The following is a 14,702-nucleotide window of genomic DNA, read 5'->3' on the forward strand; positions in this document are numbered from 1 at the left end:
CTGGCTCTAAGACGCCCAATCAGCCAATACTGGTCTGACCACCCATATAGGGCCGCAATATCTGGGGAATGATGATAGTGCCATCTGACTGCTGGTAATTTTCCATCACAGCCAACAGCGTACGGCCCACAGCCAGTGCAGAGCCGTTCAGGGTATGCAGCAATTCTGGTTTGCCGGTCTCCGGATTGCGCCAGCGGGCCTGCATCCGGCGGGCTTGAAAATCACGAAAGTTACTACAGGATGAAATTTCCCGGTAACGCTGCTGAGATGGCAGCCACACCTCGATATCATAGGTTCGGGCGGCTGAAAAACCCAGGTCGCCACCACAGAGGATAATGGTTCGGTATGGAAGCTCCAGCTTTTGCAAGACCTGTTCTGCATGGCCGGTCAACTGTTCCAGTGTTTCAGTGGATTTTTCCGGGTGGACAAACTGAACCAGCTCCACTTTTTCAAATTGATGCTGTCGTATCATGCCACGCGTATCCTTGCCGTAGCTGCCAGCTTCACTGCGAAAACAGGGGCTGTGACAGGCAAATTTTACCGGCAATTGAGCCGCATCGAGAATCGTGTCGCGAAAGACATTGGTCACAGGAACTTCGGCCGTGGGGATCAGATAAAGGTCGCGATCGTCGGTTAACTTAAAGAGGTCTTCTTCAAATTTTGGCAACTGGCCAGTACCAAACAAGGACTCGCTGTTGACGATATACGGCACATTGATTTCCTGGTAGCCGTGCTCAAGAGTATGTGTGTCCAGCATGAACTGGATCAGTGCACGGTGTAACCGGGCAATATCCCCGCGCATAACGGAGAAACGGGAACCGGTGATCTTGGTGGCTGTTTCAAAATCGAGTAGACCACAACGTTCACCAAGATCCACATGGTCCCGCACGTCAAAATCAAAAGTTCTGGGTTGGCCCCAGCGACGAATCTCTACATTGTCTTCCTCTGAGCTGCCTGACGGCACTTCCTGATCGGGAATATTGGGCACATTGCGCAAATAATCATCCAGTTGATCCTGAACAGCGTCAAGCGCATCGTCAGCTTTCAAGGCAGCAATTTTTAACGCCTCGCCCTTCTCTTTAAGAGGTGCAATATCTTCGCCTCGTGCCTTGGCTTCGCCAATCGCCTTGCCCATGGTTTTTGCGTAGGCATTTCTTTCGGCCTGCAGTGATTGGGCTTTTTCCAGAAGGTCACGACGCAGTGACCCCAGTTGATTGAGTTTTTCGACATCCAGAGTGAAACCCTTTACTGCCAGTGCAGCGGCCACAGTTTCCGGTTGAGAACGAACGTATTTGGGATCCAGCATGGGGAGGGAAAGTCCTAAAGCAAACGAGTCAGCACAATGGCAACCAGGGTTCCAGCCAAGCATAAGACGATACTCAGAAAAACATAGGTACCAGCGAGCGCAAGGTGGCCATTTTGCCACAAAGCAAGCGTATCAAGCGAGAAGGCTGAAAATGTCGTGAATGCGCCAATAAAACCCACCATCAACAGATCCCTTAACGCGGCGGGCAGTATGCCACGCTCTATGATGAGCACGTAAAAAACACCCATTAATACAGAACCTGCCACATTCACGAGCAAAGTGCCAAGGGGAAAACGATTGCCGAGCAGCGGGAACATCAGCGAATTTATACCAAAGCGAGCCATTGCCCCCAGTGCGCCGCCAGCCGCAACTACCAGCCATTGCATTAATGATCCCCCTGATAACGTTTGACCGTGCTCTCTTCATCAAGAGTACGGAGATGGCGCAGTTTTTCGGCGATCTGTTTTTCTAGCCCCCGATCTGAAGGGAAGTAATACTGTTTGTTTTTGAGCGCCTCGGGAAAATAATTTTCTCCGGGTGAGTAGGCCCCTGGCTCATTGTGCGAATAACGATACTCTGCGCCATAATCAAGGGATTTCATCAGTGCAGTGGGTGCATTTCGCAAATGCAGGGGAACATCATGGCTTGGCATGCTGCGCACATCATCTTTGGCCTGATTAAAGGCCTGATAAACAGCATTGCTCTTGGGGGCTGCCGCAAGATAGAGAACAGCCTGGGCAATAGTCAACTCACCCTCGGGACTACCCAAACGCTCCTGGGTTTGCCAGGCATCAAGGGCAATACTCAAAGCTCGCGGATCAGCATTGCCAATATCCTCACTGGCCATCCTTACCACACGGCGGGCGATGTAAAGAGGGTCACAGCCGCCATCCAGCATGCGTGTATACCAATAGAGCGCAGCATCCGGTGATGAGCCTCTCACCGCCTTGTGTAGTGCGGAAATCTGATCATAAAAGTATTCCCCGCCCTTGTCGTAGCGACGGGTATCACCCAGCAATACTTCTTCTACCGTTTCCCGAGTGATCTGTCCGTCGTTTGCGAGATCACTGGCAATCTCCAGCAGATTCAGGGCTTTTCTGGCATCGCCATCCGCCGCAGCCACCAGTAACTGAACGGCATCCTCCACAATATCGAACTTTCCAGCGCCCAGGCCTCTTTCAGTATCACTCAGGGCATGTTGAATGATGCGTGTCAGCTGCACAGTATCAAGACTGCGCAAAACGTATACCCGGCAACGCGAAAGCAATGCATTGTTCAGCTCAAAAGATGGGTTTTCCGTGGTTGCACCAATCAGCACGACAGTGCCATCTTCCACATAAGGTAAAAAAGCATCCTGTTGCGATTTATTGAAACGGTGTACTTCGTCAACAAAAAGGATCGTCCGGCGCGATTGCTGATCGCGAATCGCCTGGGCCTGGGCAATCGCAGCCCTGATCTCTTTCACCCCTACCAAAACAGCAGAGACCGCTTCCAGGTGTGCATCCACAGAGTTGGCCACCAGGCGTGCCAGTGTGGTTTTACCCACTCCTGGAGGGCCCCAAAAGACCATTGAATGGAGTTGGCCACATTGAATTGCCTCACGAAGAGACCGCCCTTCACCTATCAAATGCGCTTGCCCGGCAAACTCCTCCAGCGAACGCGGGCGCATTCGGGCTGCCAGTGGCTGGGCGATATTCTGTGCGAACAGGTCACTAGTCATCGCGGAGAATATCAACCCCCTCCGGTGGTATAAACGTGAACAACTCGGGGGATAGCGGGCAATTTAATTCGGTATTAGAGAACTCGATTTCAGTGCGTTGGCCCAGGCCATCCCAGAGTTTCATGCCAGTGGGTTTCTTGCCAGCAAAACTGAGCGTCAGCTTTTCATAGAGATTGTCATCCGTTAGTGGAATCAAGGTGAAAACTGACAGCTGACCGTGCTCCAAAGACACCTGATAAATCTGTTCAAGCGCAGTCAGATCACCAATAAAAAGGACAGCCGGTGTTCTGCCAAGATCATTACTAAAAGATCGAACAGTCACCTGCTCAAGATCGGGATCAAACAGCCAAAGCGTTGTGCCATCTGAAACAATCAATTGCTCCATGGGGGGCGCCGTTTCCCAGCGCACCTGACCTGGTCTGGCAGCCTGAAGGTGGCCTGATGTTTGCTGCAGGAGATCCCCTTCAGTGGCATAAACGGTCTGTACAAACGCTGTATCCAGCGTATTCAGATCAATCAGCTTTGCACGCAATTTTTGCGCGGCCCCTGCTGTGTCTTCAGCAAAGAGCGTAGTGCTGATCGACAGCATGAAAAGCAGGAGAAACGACTGCCAAACTCTATTCAACTGTGCCAGCCTCATCGATGATGTCCACTAGTCTCTTCCCGCCCCGGGTGCCAGGACCTCCCGATTACCGTTGGTCCCCATTTCACTCACCACACCAGAGACTTCCATTTGTTCTATCAATCGTGCAGCGCGATTATAGCCAATACGTAATTTTCTCTGCACGGATGAGATGGACGCCTTGCGTGTTTTCAGAACGATAGCTACCGCCTCGTCATACAGAGGGTCAGATTCGCCATCGCTATCTGTATCGCCACCTTCTGAAGAAAATCCGGGGACCAGAATTGAGCTGGTCGCTCCTTCATCCGTAATGTCATCAAGGTACTGGGGTTCTCCCCTGCGCTTCCAGTCTGCAACCACTTTATGGACTTCATGGTCGTCTACGAAAGCACCATGTACCCGAATTGGCACGCTGGTGCCTGGAGGTAGATATAACATATCCCCGTGCCCCAGTAGCTGTTCTGCGCCACCCTGGTCGAGGATAGTTCTTGAATCAATTTTGGAAGAGACCTGGAATGCTATACGAGTCGGTATATTGGCCTTGATCAGCCCTGTTATTACATCGACTGATGGACGTTGTGTGGCAAGAATCAAGTGAATCCCTGCTGCCCTCGCCTTTTGCGCGATACGGGCGATCAACTGTTCCACTTTCTTGCCGACAATCATCATCATGTCGGCAAATTCGTCAATGACCACTACGATATAGGGCAGCTTTTCGAGATTCGGCGGCATCTGACCACCCTCTTCTGAAAACAAACTGGCATTATCATCGGGGCGCCACAATGGGTCAGGAATGGATTTTCCTGCTGCAGCGGCGTCAGCGACCTTTCGGTTAAACCCGGCCAGATTCCGCACACCCATGGCAGACATCAATTTATAGCGGCGTTCCATCTCTCCGACGCACCAGCGCAGACCGCTGGCAGCATCCTTCATATCAGTGATCACGGGCGTCAGCAAATGGGGGATCCCCTCGTAAACCGATAGCTCCAACATTTTTGGATCTACCAGAATCAACCGCACATCTTCCGGGCCAGCCTTGTAGAGAAGGCTCAGCAACATCACATTAATGCCAACCGATTTCCCTGAGCCTGTGGTACCCGCCACCAGCAGATGAGGCATTTTCCCCAGGTCGGCGACCACAGGAAATCCTGAAATATCATTTCCCAAAGCCAGTGTTAGCGGGGATTTGGCGTGTTCGTAGGTTTCCGAAGACAACACCTCTGCAAGGCGGACAATTTCACGGTGCTCGTTGGGTATCTCTATGCCAACTACCGATTTACCGGGAATCACCTCTACAACCCTGACGCTGACAACCGCCAGAGAACGAGCTAAATCTCTTGCCAAATTACTGATTCTGCTAGCTTTTACGCCAGCTGCAGGCTGCAGCTCAAAACGGGTGACTACCGGCCCCGGCAATACTTCAACCACTTCAGCACTGATACCAAAATCCTGGAGCTTCACCTCCAGTTGTCGGGACATCGCTTCAAGGGATTCTCTCGAATAGCCCTTATCACCGCTTTTATCCACTTTATCCAGCAAATTGATAGGGGGTAAGCTGCCACTGACTGGCTCGTCAAAAAGCGGGCTCTGCCGCTCTTTTTGCACGCGGACACTAACCGATTCCTGCTTTACCGGTGTCTGAATAGTGGGCGGAATGCGCGTTGCTTCTTTTGCCGCCCTTTTGGCTTTTACCTCGCGCCGGTGAGATTGGGCGACTTCCGCATACCGGGCTTCTTCCCGGCGAGCCCTGTAATCGGCAATGCTGTGACGCACCAACTCAAGTCCTCGCAGGGTAAGTCGTCCCGCACCATCAATTAATGCCATCCATGACAAGTCCGTAAATACCGTAAGACCGAATAGAAATATTGCCAAGAGGATTAATGTACTGCCGACAAAGCTGAAGGCTGTAGACGCTGCAGCAGAAACGGATGCTCCCAGTATACCGCCGACCCCAAAGGGCAGCGAAGTTGGCACACTGCCGTAGTGCAGGGCAACGAGCGAGGTGGCACAGGACATGACGAGAATCAGCCCCAGAATACGCAATGCAAAGACAACCCCGTCAAAACCACCCCGCTGCTGACGATAGGCACGGAACACACCCCACGCCCGCACGGCCAACAAAATCGGAAAAAGATAGGAAATGTAGCCAAACAGGGAAAAAAACACATCTGCCAACCAGGCACCCATCGGGCCCGCGGCATTTTCGACCCTGTTCTCAACGCCGGTATGAGACCAGCCTGGATCGCTCGGGGTATAACTGATAAACGCCAGCAACAGATATGCACAGACAGCCAGCCAGCCAATCAGCGCACCCTCTCTCAGAATGAGCTGACCCCTGGAGGACGGCTGCTCACCATTAGAATCACGGGTTTTTGATTGCTGCTTCTCTCTACTCAACTGGGCCATCCAGGTTTTTCATTGCTGTTCGCTATTGTAATGGCAGCAAGTTGAAATACCAGCGGCGCGAGACCGCATAAGCCCGGTATATTTCACCCATAGAGAAATGCTATTTTGTATGCCGTGTTCCATTCTTTATGATAGCCAACGGCTCTTTGGGCCTAACTGAAATCCAATTCTGCAGGAAACCTTAATATATGTCGGCTGTACAACACCATAAACTCATCATCCTCGGCTCCGGACCCGCCGGTTATACTGCTGCTGTCTATGCTGCCCGCGCGAATCTCAACCCGGTCATTATTACCGGCATCCAGCAAGGGGGCCAGCTGACTACGACCACGGATGTGGATAACTGGCCTGGCGATGCCGAGGGTGTGCAGGGGCCTGACTTGATGATGCGAATGCAGGCTCACGCTGAACGCTTTGATACACGCATCATCTTTGATCATATTGAGCATGTTGACCTGAAACAGCGCCCGTTTTTGCTAAAAGGCAGCCAAACCTTCAGTTGCGATGCACTGATTATTGCCACAGGTGCTTCCGCACAGTACCTAGGATTGCCATCGGAGGAAGCGTTCATGGGCAAAGGCGTAAGCGCCTGTGCCACCTGTGACGGCTTTTTCTACCGTAGACAAAAAGTCGCTGTTATCGGCGGGGGAAATACAGCCGTCGAGGAAGCGCTTTACCTGTCAAATATCTGCAGTGAGGTCACGCTGATTCATCGGCGAGAGACCTTGCGCTCCGAAAAAATATTACAGGATAAGCTCTTTGATCGCGCCAACAACGGTAACATCACACTCCTTTGGAATCACACCTTGGACGAAGTGCTGGGCGATGACACCGGGGTTACCGGGTTGCGCGCTGTGAGCACGCTTGATGGCAAGGCTACAAACATTGCATTATCGGGTGTCTTTATTGCCATTGGCCACAAACCGAATACGGATATATTTACAGACCAACTCGAGATGAAAAATGGCTATATCATTGTTCATGGAGGTAGCGCTGGAAATGCCACAGCCACCAGCATAGATGGTGTCTTTGCCGCGGGCGATGTTGCCGATCATGTGTATCGTCAGGCTGTCACCTCTGCCGGTTCTGGTTGCATGGCGGCGCTGGATGCCGAAAAATATCTTGATGCGTTAGCTTGATAATGCAAGAAAAGTTAACCCCGCTTGATCACAAGAACCCGGTTTTTCCAAATCCTGAAAAGGCTTTGAAAGAACCAGCGGGGCTACTGGCTATTGGCGGGAACCTTACAACAACCACCCTTTTGTCCGCCTATCGTCAGGGCATTTTCCCCTGGTACGAGCATGGGCAACCCATATTGTGGTGGTCACCCAATCCCCGGGCAATTATTTACCCGGAGCAGATACACATTTCACGATCATTAAAAAAGTCGATAAAACGCAGTAACTACCAAGTACGCACTAACACGGCTTTTTCGTCAGTTATCGAACTCTGTGCCGCCCTCAGGTCTAACAGTCTCGGGGGGACCTGGATTACCCACGAAATGAAGCACGCCTATAATACGCTTCATCGAGAAGGTCATGCCCATTCGATCGAAATCTGGCAAAACAACATACTTGTCGGCGGACTATATGGCGTTTTGATAGGACGTGTGTTTTGCGGTGAGTCGATGTTCAGCCTGATTAAGGATACGTCCAAAATGGCCCTTGTGACATTAGCTGAAATGATGTGCCGTCAGGGAGGGGCTTCTTTGATCGATTGCCAGATCAGTAACGATCACCTGTGTTCGATGGGTGCAACAAGCATTCCGCGGGCAGCCTTCCTCGATCAACTGCAAGTATTGAAGGACAAACCTTTCGATGGGAATTTTTGGCATACCTGCCATGTGGGTTTAAACTGACAAGACAACACTCACCAAGTTAAGCAGTATTATTATGTCCAGGGATATTTCGCCAGACGTCAAGGCCATCAGACTTTTCCTGACTGAGCCACATGCCTGTAGTTATCTTCAAAATCAACAAGCGACAACAGCGTTTGTCGATCCCGGCCTTAAAGTTGACCAAAATCTCTACAGTTACTTTTCCGGCCTGGGTTTTCGTCGCAGTGGACGATATATCTATGCTCCACGCTGCAAGCATTGTAATGCCTGTATTCCTGCAAGGATTCCGGTAGGGCAATTCAAACCCAACCGCCAACAGCGTCGGTGCCGTAAGCAGAATGCTGATCTCAGTATTTGGCTGACCCGTATGGTCAACGAAAGCGAACACTACCCTCTTTACCAGCAGTACCTCAACAGCCGCCATGCCGATGGAGATATGTATCCGCCGACCATTGGTCAATATCGTGACTTCATCAGTAATATTCATGACTATAGCGCCATGGTGGAGATTCGCTTAAAAGGTGAGCTGGTCGCGGCAGGTCTTGTGGACATTCTCAATGACGGCCTATCCGCGATCTACACTTACTACTCACCAAGGTTGTCGAAGCGTAGCCTTGGCACTTTCTCGATTTTGGCAGAGCTCATGTTGGCAAGAGAGCTGGGATTTCCCTACCTTTACTTGGGATACTGGATAAAGGAGAGTCCGAAAATGGCTTACAAGGACAGATATCAACCGTTGGAGTTGCTCAGAGATGGTGAATGGGCACCAATGAATTGACATTACCCGATTTTCAGGCAGAATGCGCCACTTCCAGAAGAAACCGTTCGCGGAGAATACAGGCAGCATGTCGAAAGAAGATCATATTGAGATGGAAGGTGAAGTGGTAGACACGCTTCCCAATACAACTTTCCGCGTGAAACTGGAGAATGGCCACATTGTTACGGCTCATATTTCCGGAAAAATGCGCAAAAATTACATACGCATCCTTACCGGAGACAAGGTCAAGGTCGAACTCACACCCTATGACTTGAGCAAGGGTCGAATCACCTATCGCGCTCGTTAATTCGACCCTTTTGACATCATAATCAAGCCTCTTCAACCTCTGTCTCAACCAGTAACTCACCGTCTTCGGACACAGAAACGTGTACAACACCTCCGGAAGATAAATTGCCGAACAACACTTCTTCTGCCAGTGGCTTCTTGATTTTTTCCTGTATCAAACGAGCCATGGGGCGAGCACCCATTTTCTCATCATAGCCACGTTTAGCTAACCAGTCTCTCGCCTCGTCATCGACCTCGAGCAATACGCGCTTGTCATCCAGTTGTTGCTGCAACTGGCTGAGGAACTTGTCAACCACGGTATGGATCACGCTGCTGTCCAGCGACTTGAATTGAATAATTGCATCAAGCCGATTCCTGAACTCCGGCGTAAACAGTTTGGTAATCGCGGCCATGCCATCCGTTGTATGGTCCTGAGTGGTAAAACCAATAGAACTGCGACTCATCTCTTCGGCACCGGCATTGGTCGTCATAATCAGAATGATATTTCTGAAGTCGGCCTTTCGCCCATTGTTATCTGTTAGCGTTCCGTGGTCCATCACTTGTAATAAAAGATTGAAAACCTCCGGGTGAGCCTTCTCAATTTCATCAAGCAAAACAACAGCATGAGGATTTTTAGTCACAGCATCCGTTAACAGCCCGCCCTGGTCAAAACCCACATAGCCTGGGGGGGCACCTATCAGCCTGGAGACGGTATGCCGCTCCATATACTCCGACATGTCAAAACGCAGCAATTCGATACCCAGCACTTCAGCCAGTTGCCGCGACACCTCGGTTTTACCCACCCCAGTCGGCCCGGAAAACAGGAAAGAACCAATCGGCTTTTCACCTTCCCGAAGACCTGCACGGGCCAGCTTGATCGACGTAGAAAGTGCAGTAATCGCTTCGTCCTGGCCAAAAACTACCATTTTCAGCTTGTCTGTGAGGCCCTTCAGCTGCTCTTTGTCAGAGGCAGAGACACTTTTTGGTGGAATTCTTGCCATCTTCGCGACAATCGCCTCAACATCACCAACACCGACGACTTTTTTTCGTTTCGAAGGCGGCTGTAACTGCTGATAGGCACCTGCTTCATCAATAATGTCTATTGCCTTGTCTGGCAAAAAACGATCATTAATGTGTCGTGCAGACAGTTCTGCTGCGGCTTTCAGCGCAGCCTGGGTAAACTTCAGTTTGTGATGCTCTTCAAAACGGGATTTGAGCCCCTTGAGAATACCCACAGTCTCTTCAACAGTGGGTTCAGACACATCAATTTTCTGGAAGCGACGAGACAGAGCCCTGTCTTTTTCAAAAATGCCGCGATATTCCTGAAATGTAGTAGAACCGATACAACGGATTTTTCCGGAGGTCAAAAGTGGCTTTAACAGATTTGAGGCATCCATAACACCACCGGAAGCGGCGCCAGCACCGATAATAGTATGAATTTCATCGATAAAGAGAATTGCACCCTCTTTCTCACGAAGTTCGGCAAGCACACCTTTGAAACGCTTCTCAAAGTCACCACGGTATTTGGTCCCGGCTAGCAAATCCCCAAGATCAAGGGCATAGACAACGCTATTACGCAGTATATCTGTCACCTTCTCTTCGACGATCATTTTGGCGAGGCCTTCAGCAATAGCCGTTTTACCGACACCGGCTTCACCAACCAGTAGCGGATTATTCTTGCGGCGACGAGCCAGCACCTGGCAGACACGCTCTACTTCCTCAACACGCCCCACGAGGGGATCGATATAGCCTTTACTGGCCTGAGCATTTAAATTAGTGGTGAACTGCTCCAGCAGACTACTGCTGTTGTTTTCCGCATCCGCGGTACTTTCTTCCTGAGGAGACTCACCATCGTGCTGCTCCGACTGGTCTGCGTATTTGGATATCCCGTGGGAGAGATAGTTAACCACATCGATTCTGGCTACATTTTGCAGACGGAGGAAGTACACGGCCTGACTTTCCTGCTCGCTGAATAACGCAACCAGTACATTATCGCCCTGCACCTCACTTTTACCGGAGGATTGCACATGAAACACGGCGCGCTGAAGAACACGTTGAAAACCGAGTGTTGGCTGCGTGTCTCTTTCATCAAGCTCATCGGGGATTATCGGTGTTGTAGACTCAATAAACTCATCCAGGTCGTGGCGAAGTACATTGATGTCAACGCCACAGGCTCTCAACACCTTGAGTGCTGACTCGTTGTCCAGCAACGCGAGCAGTAGATGTTCTACCGTCATGAATTCATGGCGTTTGTGACGGGCCCCTTTAAAGGCCTTATTCAGACTGAGCTCAAGCTCTCTGCTTAACATATATCGATACCTTTAAACTCTACTTTAGAGATCATCATCTTCCGAGGGTTCTACTTCGCAAAGTAATGGATGTTCATTCTTCCTGGCATAATCATTCACTTGTGCGACTTTGGTTTCTGCAACATCCTTTGTGTATACACCACATACGGCCTTGCCGTCCAAATGGACCTTCAGCATTACCCGCGTCGCCGCCTCACGGTTCATACCAAAGAAGATTTCGAGCAACCCTACAACAAACTCCATCGGAGTATAATCATCATTAAACAGAACCACCTTGTATCTCTTCGGGCGTTTGAGTTCAGGTGATGCTGCTTCGACAACAGCAGCGGTATTGTGTTGCCACTCCTGTTGCTCATCGTCTTTTTCACCAAAGTAAATCTTTAAGCTCATTTTCATAAATCTTGTCGGAATCAACAGCTTCTATCTTACATATTAATACGCTATTTGCGGCCCTATTCTAGTGTTAAGAATAAGTTTATGTCGATTTTTTGCGATTATGGAAGACTTGACTTGATTAGTTTTTCATTATAGAAAACGCCCTTGAGCAAAAAATAAACACTAAAAATACTATTGAATTGACAGGGTTATAACCTACGGCTGTAAAACAGCCACGCTTATAATAGAAAACCCGATGAGAGGTTGAGTATGCCGTCAGGAACAGTCAAGTGGTTTAACAATGCTAAAGGCTACGGGTTTATTCTGTCGTCAGATGGCGTGAGTGATGTCTTTGCCCACTACTCAGCTATCAACATGGAAGGCTATAAAACCCTAAAAGCCGGCCAAGAAGTGTCATTTGATCTCGCCGAGGGCCAAAAAGGCCTGCATGCTTCCAATATTATGCCTTTGATCAACGACACAGAGGTTACCCCGACAGAACCTGAATCCGGTGAATACATCGAAAATGGAAATAATTAGTGCCTCCCCGGTCATAAAAAAACCCCCGTCTCATTCCTGAGACGGGGGTTTTTAATAACAAAGCTTACATTCTGGCAATCAGCGCATCGCCAAATTGGGATGACGACAACAAGGTGGCGCCATCCATGAGACGCTCAAAGTCGTATGTGACCTTTTTCTCGGAAATCGCACCCTCGATCCCTTTGATTATCAAATCAGCGGCTTCATTCCAGCCCATGTGCCGAAGCATCATTTCGGCAGAGAGAATCAGTGAGCCGGGGTTAACCTTATCCTGGCCAGCGTATTTGGGTGCAGTACCATGGGTAGCCTCAAAAATCGCAATATTATCAGAGAGGTTGGCCCCCGGGGCTATACCGATACCGCCCACCTGAGCAGCAAGCGCGTCGGATAGATAGTCACCATTCAAATTAAGTGTGGCAATGACATCATATTCAGCCGGACGCAAAAGAACCTGTTGCAACATCGCATCTGCAATCACTTCCTTGATAACAATTTCCTTACCAGTGTTCGGGTTCTTCATGACCTGCCAGGGCCCGCCATCCAGAGGTTTCGCACCAAATTCATCTCTGGCCACTTCAAGGCCCCAATCACAAAAGGCACCTTCGGTGAATTTCATGATATTACCCTTGTGAACCAGGGTGACAGAGGATTTATCCTGATCGATCGCATATTGAATGGCTTTACTGACCAGGCGCTTGGTGCCCTGCTCTGAAACAGGTTTAACACCGATACCACAATTTTCCGGAAAGCGGATTTTGGTCACGCCCATTTCATTGCGGAGGAAATTAATGACTTTTTTGGCTTCATCAGTGCCTGCACGCCACTCAATACCAGCATAAATATCTTCCGAGTTTTCACGGAAGATACACATGTCCACTTCACCTGGTTTTTTGACCGGTGAAGGAACACCCTGGAACCAGCGAACCGGGCGCTGACAGACATACAAGTCGAGCTCCTGGCGCAGAGCCACGTTCAATGAGCGAAAGCCTCCACCCACCGGCGTTGTCAATGGCCCTTTGATTGAAACACTAAACTCTCTGATGGCATCCAGCGTCTCGGCGGGAAACCAGTCGCCATCATAAATTTCTGCAGCTTTCTCGCCGCAATAAACTTCCATCCAGGAAATTTTCTTGCTCCCTGCGTAGGCTTTTTCAACGGCAGCATCGACAACCTTGATCATCACTGGCGAGATATCTACACCGATACCGTCACCTTCGATGAACGGAATAATGGGGTTGCTGGGAACATTGAGAGAATAATCGGAATTGACTGTAATTTTTTCACCATCAGTTGGTATCTGGATGTGCTGATATCCCATTGTTGGCTCCATATGTTGGGTAGGTTACTAGTGCGTTATTGTCGGGTTTGAAACAAATAATTCTTGGTTTTATTGTTGTATAACTTTAGAAACGCATAAGATGTTATCACAAACACATGTGCTCTTGTAGTTGATTTACATAGCTTCAGGGCATTTTAGTCCCAAAAAACATGCACCCAATCCATGGCCAATCTCCTGCTCTTCAATAAACCCTATGGCGTCTTGAGCCAGTTCTCTGATTGTGACGGGCACCCGGGCCTGGGGCATTACCTGAAGCAACCAAACGTTTATGCTGCTGGACGGTTGGACCATGACTCGGAAGGTCTGCTCCTGTTAACAGATGATGGGAAATTACAAGCAATCATCAGCAACCCGAGACACAAACTGAAAAAGACCTACTGGGCTCAGGTCGAGGGTGAAATAACGCAACCGGCATTAGCTCAACTGATACGGGGCGTGAAGCTGAGGGACGGCATCACTCAGCCTGCCTCAGCCAAGCTGATCAAGCCACCCCGGCTCTGGACGCGAAATCCGCCCATAAGGCAACGACAGAACCAGCCTACCAGTTGGATAGAACTGCAAATTTCGGAAGGTAAAAACAGACAGGTACGCAGGATGACTGCGGCAACCGGCTTTCCCACACTGAGACTGATCAGGGTTGCCATTGGGAGCTGGACACTCGGGAACCTGCTACCTGAGCAATATCGCTGGGAAACCATTCATATATCTGACACAAAGCACCACCGGTTTCGCCCAAAGAGGTCAAAATGGTGAATCAAATTCATCTGACAGTGGCTGTCGTTGTTGAACATAAGCGCCGTTTTCTCATGGTCAGGGAAATTCGCAATGGAATCGAGCTATACAACCAGCCCGCAGGACATGTTGAATCCGGAGAGACACCCATGGAAGCCGCCATCAGAGAGGCCTTGGAAGAAACTACCTGGCATGTTGTACCCACCGCTATCATCAGCTTTACTACCTTTCGGGCACCCGCAAACGACATAACTTACTACCGTCTCGCTTTTGCGGCAGACGCTGATCGATCAGATCCACTACGGGTTATCGATCCGGATATTGAGGAAGCGATGTGGCTGACTTATGAAGAAATACTACAAAAACGACAACAACTGCGAAGCCCCATGGTTCTCGAAGCAATCGAAGATTACCGAAGAGGCATCTTCTATTCATTGGATTTACTGAAAACTCACCGGTAAAATCCGCTCCCCT

15 protein-coding genes are annotated in these 14,702 nt (G+C 49.8%); 7 read left to right on the plus strand and 8 right to left on the minus strand.

Features of this window, described 5'->3' with window-relative positions; genetic code table 11:
* Positions 1 to 19: 19 nt before the first annotated feature.
* From serS to AACZ64_RS03540, 5 genes are read right to left on the minus strand one after another with little or no spacing between them, the layout of a single operon-like run.
* A complete protein-coding gene (gene serS / locus AACZ64_RS03520) occupies positions 20 to 1,306 on the minus strand; it encodes a serine--tRNA ligase (protein WP_339639698.1) in 1,287 nt (428 codons plus the stop codon).
* 14 nt (positions 1,307 to 1,320) lie between these two features.
* A complete protein-coding gene (crcB, locus tag AACZ64_RS03525) occupies positions 1,321 to 1,692 on the minus strand; it encodes a fluoride efflux transporter CrcB (RefSeq protein WP_293614360.1) in 372 nt (123 codons plus the stop codon).
* The gene (locus AACZ64_RS03530; RefSeq protein WP_339639699.1) at positions 1,692 to 3,026 is read right to left on the minus strand and encodes a replication-associated recombination protein A; all 1,335 of its coding nucleotides are present in this window, start codon (positions 3,024 to 3,026) and stop codon (positions 1,692 to 1,694) included. The genes crcB and AACZ64_RS03530 overlap by 1 nt, the downstream gene beginning before the upstream one ends.
* Positions 3,019 to 3,651 carry an outer membrane lipoprotein chaperone LolA gene (gene lolA, locus AACZ64_RS03535; protein ID WP_293614358.1) on the minus strand — a complete coding sequence of 211 codons (633 nt, stop codon included), beginning with the start codon at positions 3,649 to 3,651 and terminating at the stop codon, positions 3,019 to 3,021. Before lolA ends, AACZ64_RS03530 begins: the two co-directional genes overlap by 8 nt.
* A 27-nt stretch (positions 3,652 to 3,678) precedes the next feature.
* Positions 3,679 to 6,054: a DNA translocase FtsK 4TM domain-containing protein gene (locus AACZ64_RS03540; RefSeq protein ID WP_339639700.1), complete on the minus strand. Its 2,376-nt coding sequence runs from the start codon at positions 6,052 to 6,054 to the stop codon at positions 3,679 to 3,681.
* Positions 6,055 to 6,242: 188 nt separating this feature from the next.
* Here AACZ64_RS03540 and trxB point away from each other — a divergent pair, with 188 nt between their 5' ends.
* The 4 genes from trxB to infA all read left to right on the plus strand — a co-directional run bounded on the left by trxB (position 6,243) and on the right by infA (position 8,955).
* A complete protein-coding gene (trxB, locus tag AACZ64_RS03545; protein ID WP_293614356.1) occupies positions 6,243 to 7,193 on the plus strand; it encodes a thioredoxin-disulfide reductase in 951 nt (316 codons plus the stop codon).
* Positions 7,194 to 7,195: 2 nt separating this feature from the next.
* Positions 7,196 to 7,912: a leucyl/phenylalanyl-tRNA--protein transferase gene (aat, locus tag AACZ64_RS03550; RefSeq protein ID WP_293614355.1), complete on the plus strand. Its 717-nt coding sequence runs from the start codon at positions 7,196 to 7,198 to the stop codon at positions 7,910 to 7,912.
* Positions 7,913 to 7,946: 34 nt separating this feature from the next.
* Entirely contained in the window at positions 7,947 to 8,669 is a 723-nt protein-coding gene (locus tag AACZ64_RS03555) for an arginyltransferase (RefSeq protein WP_293614354.1), read from the plus strand.
* A 67-nt stretch (positions 8,670 to 8,736) separates the two neighbouring features.
* Complete coding sequence (infA, locus tag AACZ64_RS03560; protein ID WP_036861763.1) at positions 8,737 to 8,955, plus strand: translation initiation factor IF-1; 219 nt, start codon at positions 8,737 to 8,739, stop codon at positions 8,953 to 8,955.
* Between the two features lie 22 nt (positions 8,956 to 8,977).
* Here the strand turns inward: infA and clpA are convergent, their stop codons facing one another.
* Positions 8,978 to 11,242, minus strand: coding sequence for an ATP-dependent Clp protease ATP-binding subunit ClpA (gene clpA, locus AACZ64_RS03565; RefSeq protein ID WP_293614353.1), 2,265 nt, complete (start codon positions 11,240 to 11,242; stop codon positions 8,978 to 8,980).
* Positions 11,243 to 11,266: 24 nt separating this feature from the next.
* Positions 11,267 to 11,632 carry an ATP-dependent Clp protease adapter ClpS gene (gene clpS, locus AACZ64_RS03570; protein ID WP_293614352.1) on the minus strand — a complete coding sequence of 122 codons (366 nt, stop codon included), beginning with the start codon at positions 11,630 to 11,632 and terminating at the stop codon, positions 11,267 to 11,269.
* Positions 11,633 to 11,887: 255 nt separating this feature from the next.
* Here clpS and AACZ64_RS03575 point away from each other — a divergent pair, with 255 nt between their 5' ends.
* A complete protein-coding gene (locus AACZ64_RS03575) occupies positions 11,888 to 12,157 on the plus strand; it encodes a cold-shock protein (RefSeq protein WP_293614351.1) in 270 nt (89 codons plus the stop codon).
* Positions 12,158 to 12,221: 64 nt separating this feature from the next.
* Here AACZ64_RS03575 and icd read toward each other — a convergent pair whose 3' ends face one another.
* A complete protein-coding gene (gene icd, locus AACZ64_RS03580) occupies positions 12,222 to 13,475 on the minus strand; it encodes an NADP-dependent isocitrate dehydrogenase (protein ID WP_293614350.1) in 1,254 nt (417 codons plus the stop codon).
* Between the two features lie 183 nt (positions 13,476 to 13,658).
* Between icd and AACZ64_RS03585 the strand changes: the two genes are divergently transcribed.
* Both AACZ64_RS03585 and AACZ64_RS03590 read left to right on the plus strand, forming a co-directional pair.
* A complete protein-coding gene (locus AACZ64_RS03585; protein ID WP_293614349.1) occupies positions 13,659 to 14,249 on the plus strand; it encodes a pseudouridine synthase in 591 nt (196 codons plus the stop codon).
* Positions 14,243 to 14,689, plus strand: coding sequence for an NUDIX hydrolase (locus AACZ64_RS03590; RefSeq protein WP_293614348.1), 447 nt, complete (start codon positions 14,243 to 14,245; stop codon positions 14,687 to 14,689). The genes AACZ64_RS03585 and AACZ64_RS03590 overlap by 7 nt, the downstream gene beginning before the upstream one ends.
* Positions 14,690 to 14,702: the final 13 nt, after the last annotated feature.

The organism is uncultured Porticoccus sp., assembly GCF_963975625.1.
GTDB lineage: Bacteria > Pseudomonadota > Gammaproteobacteria > Pseudomonadales > Porticoccaceae > Porticoccus.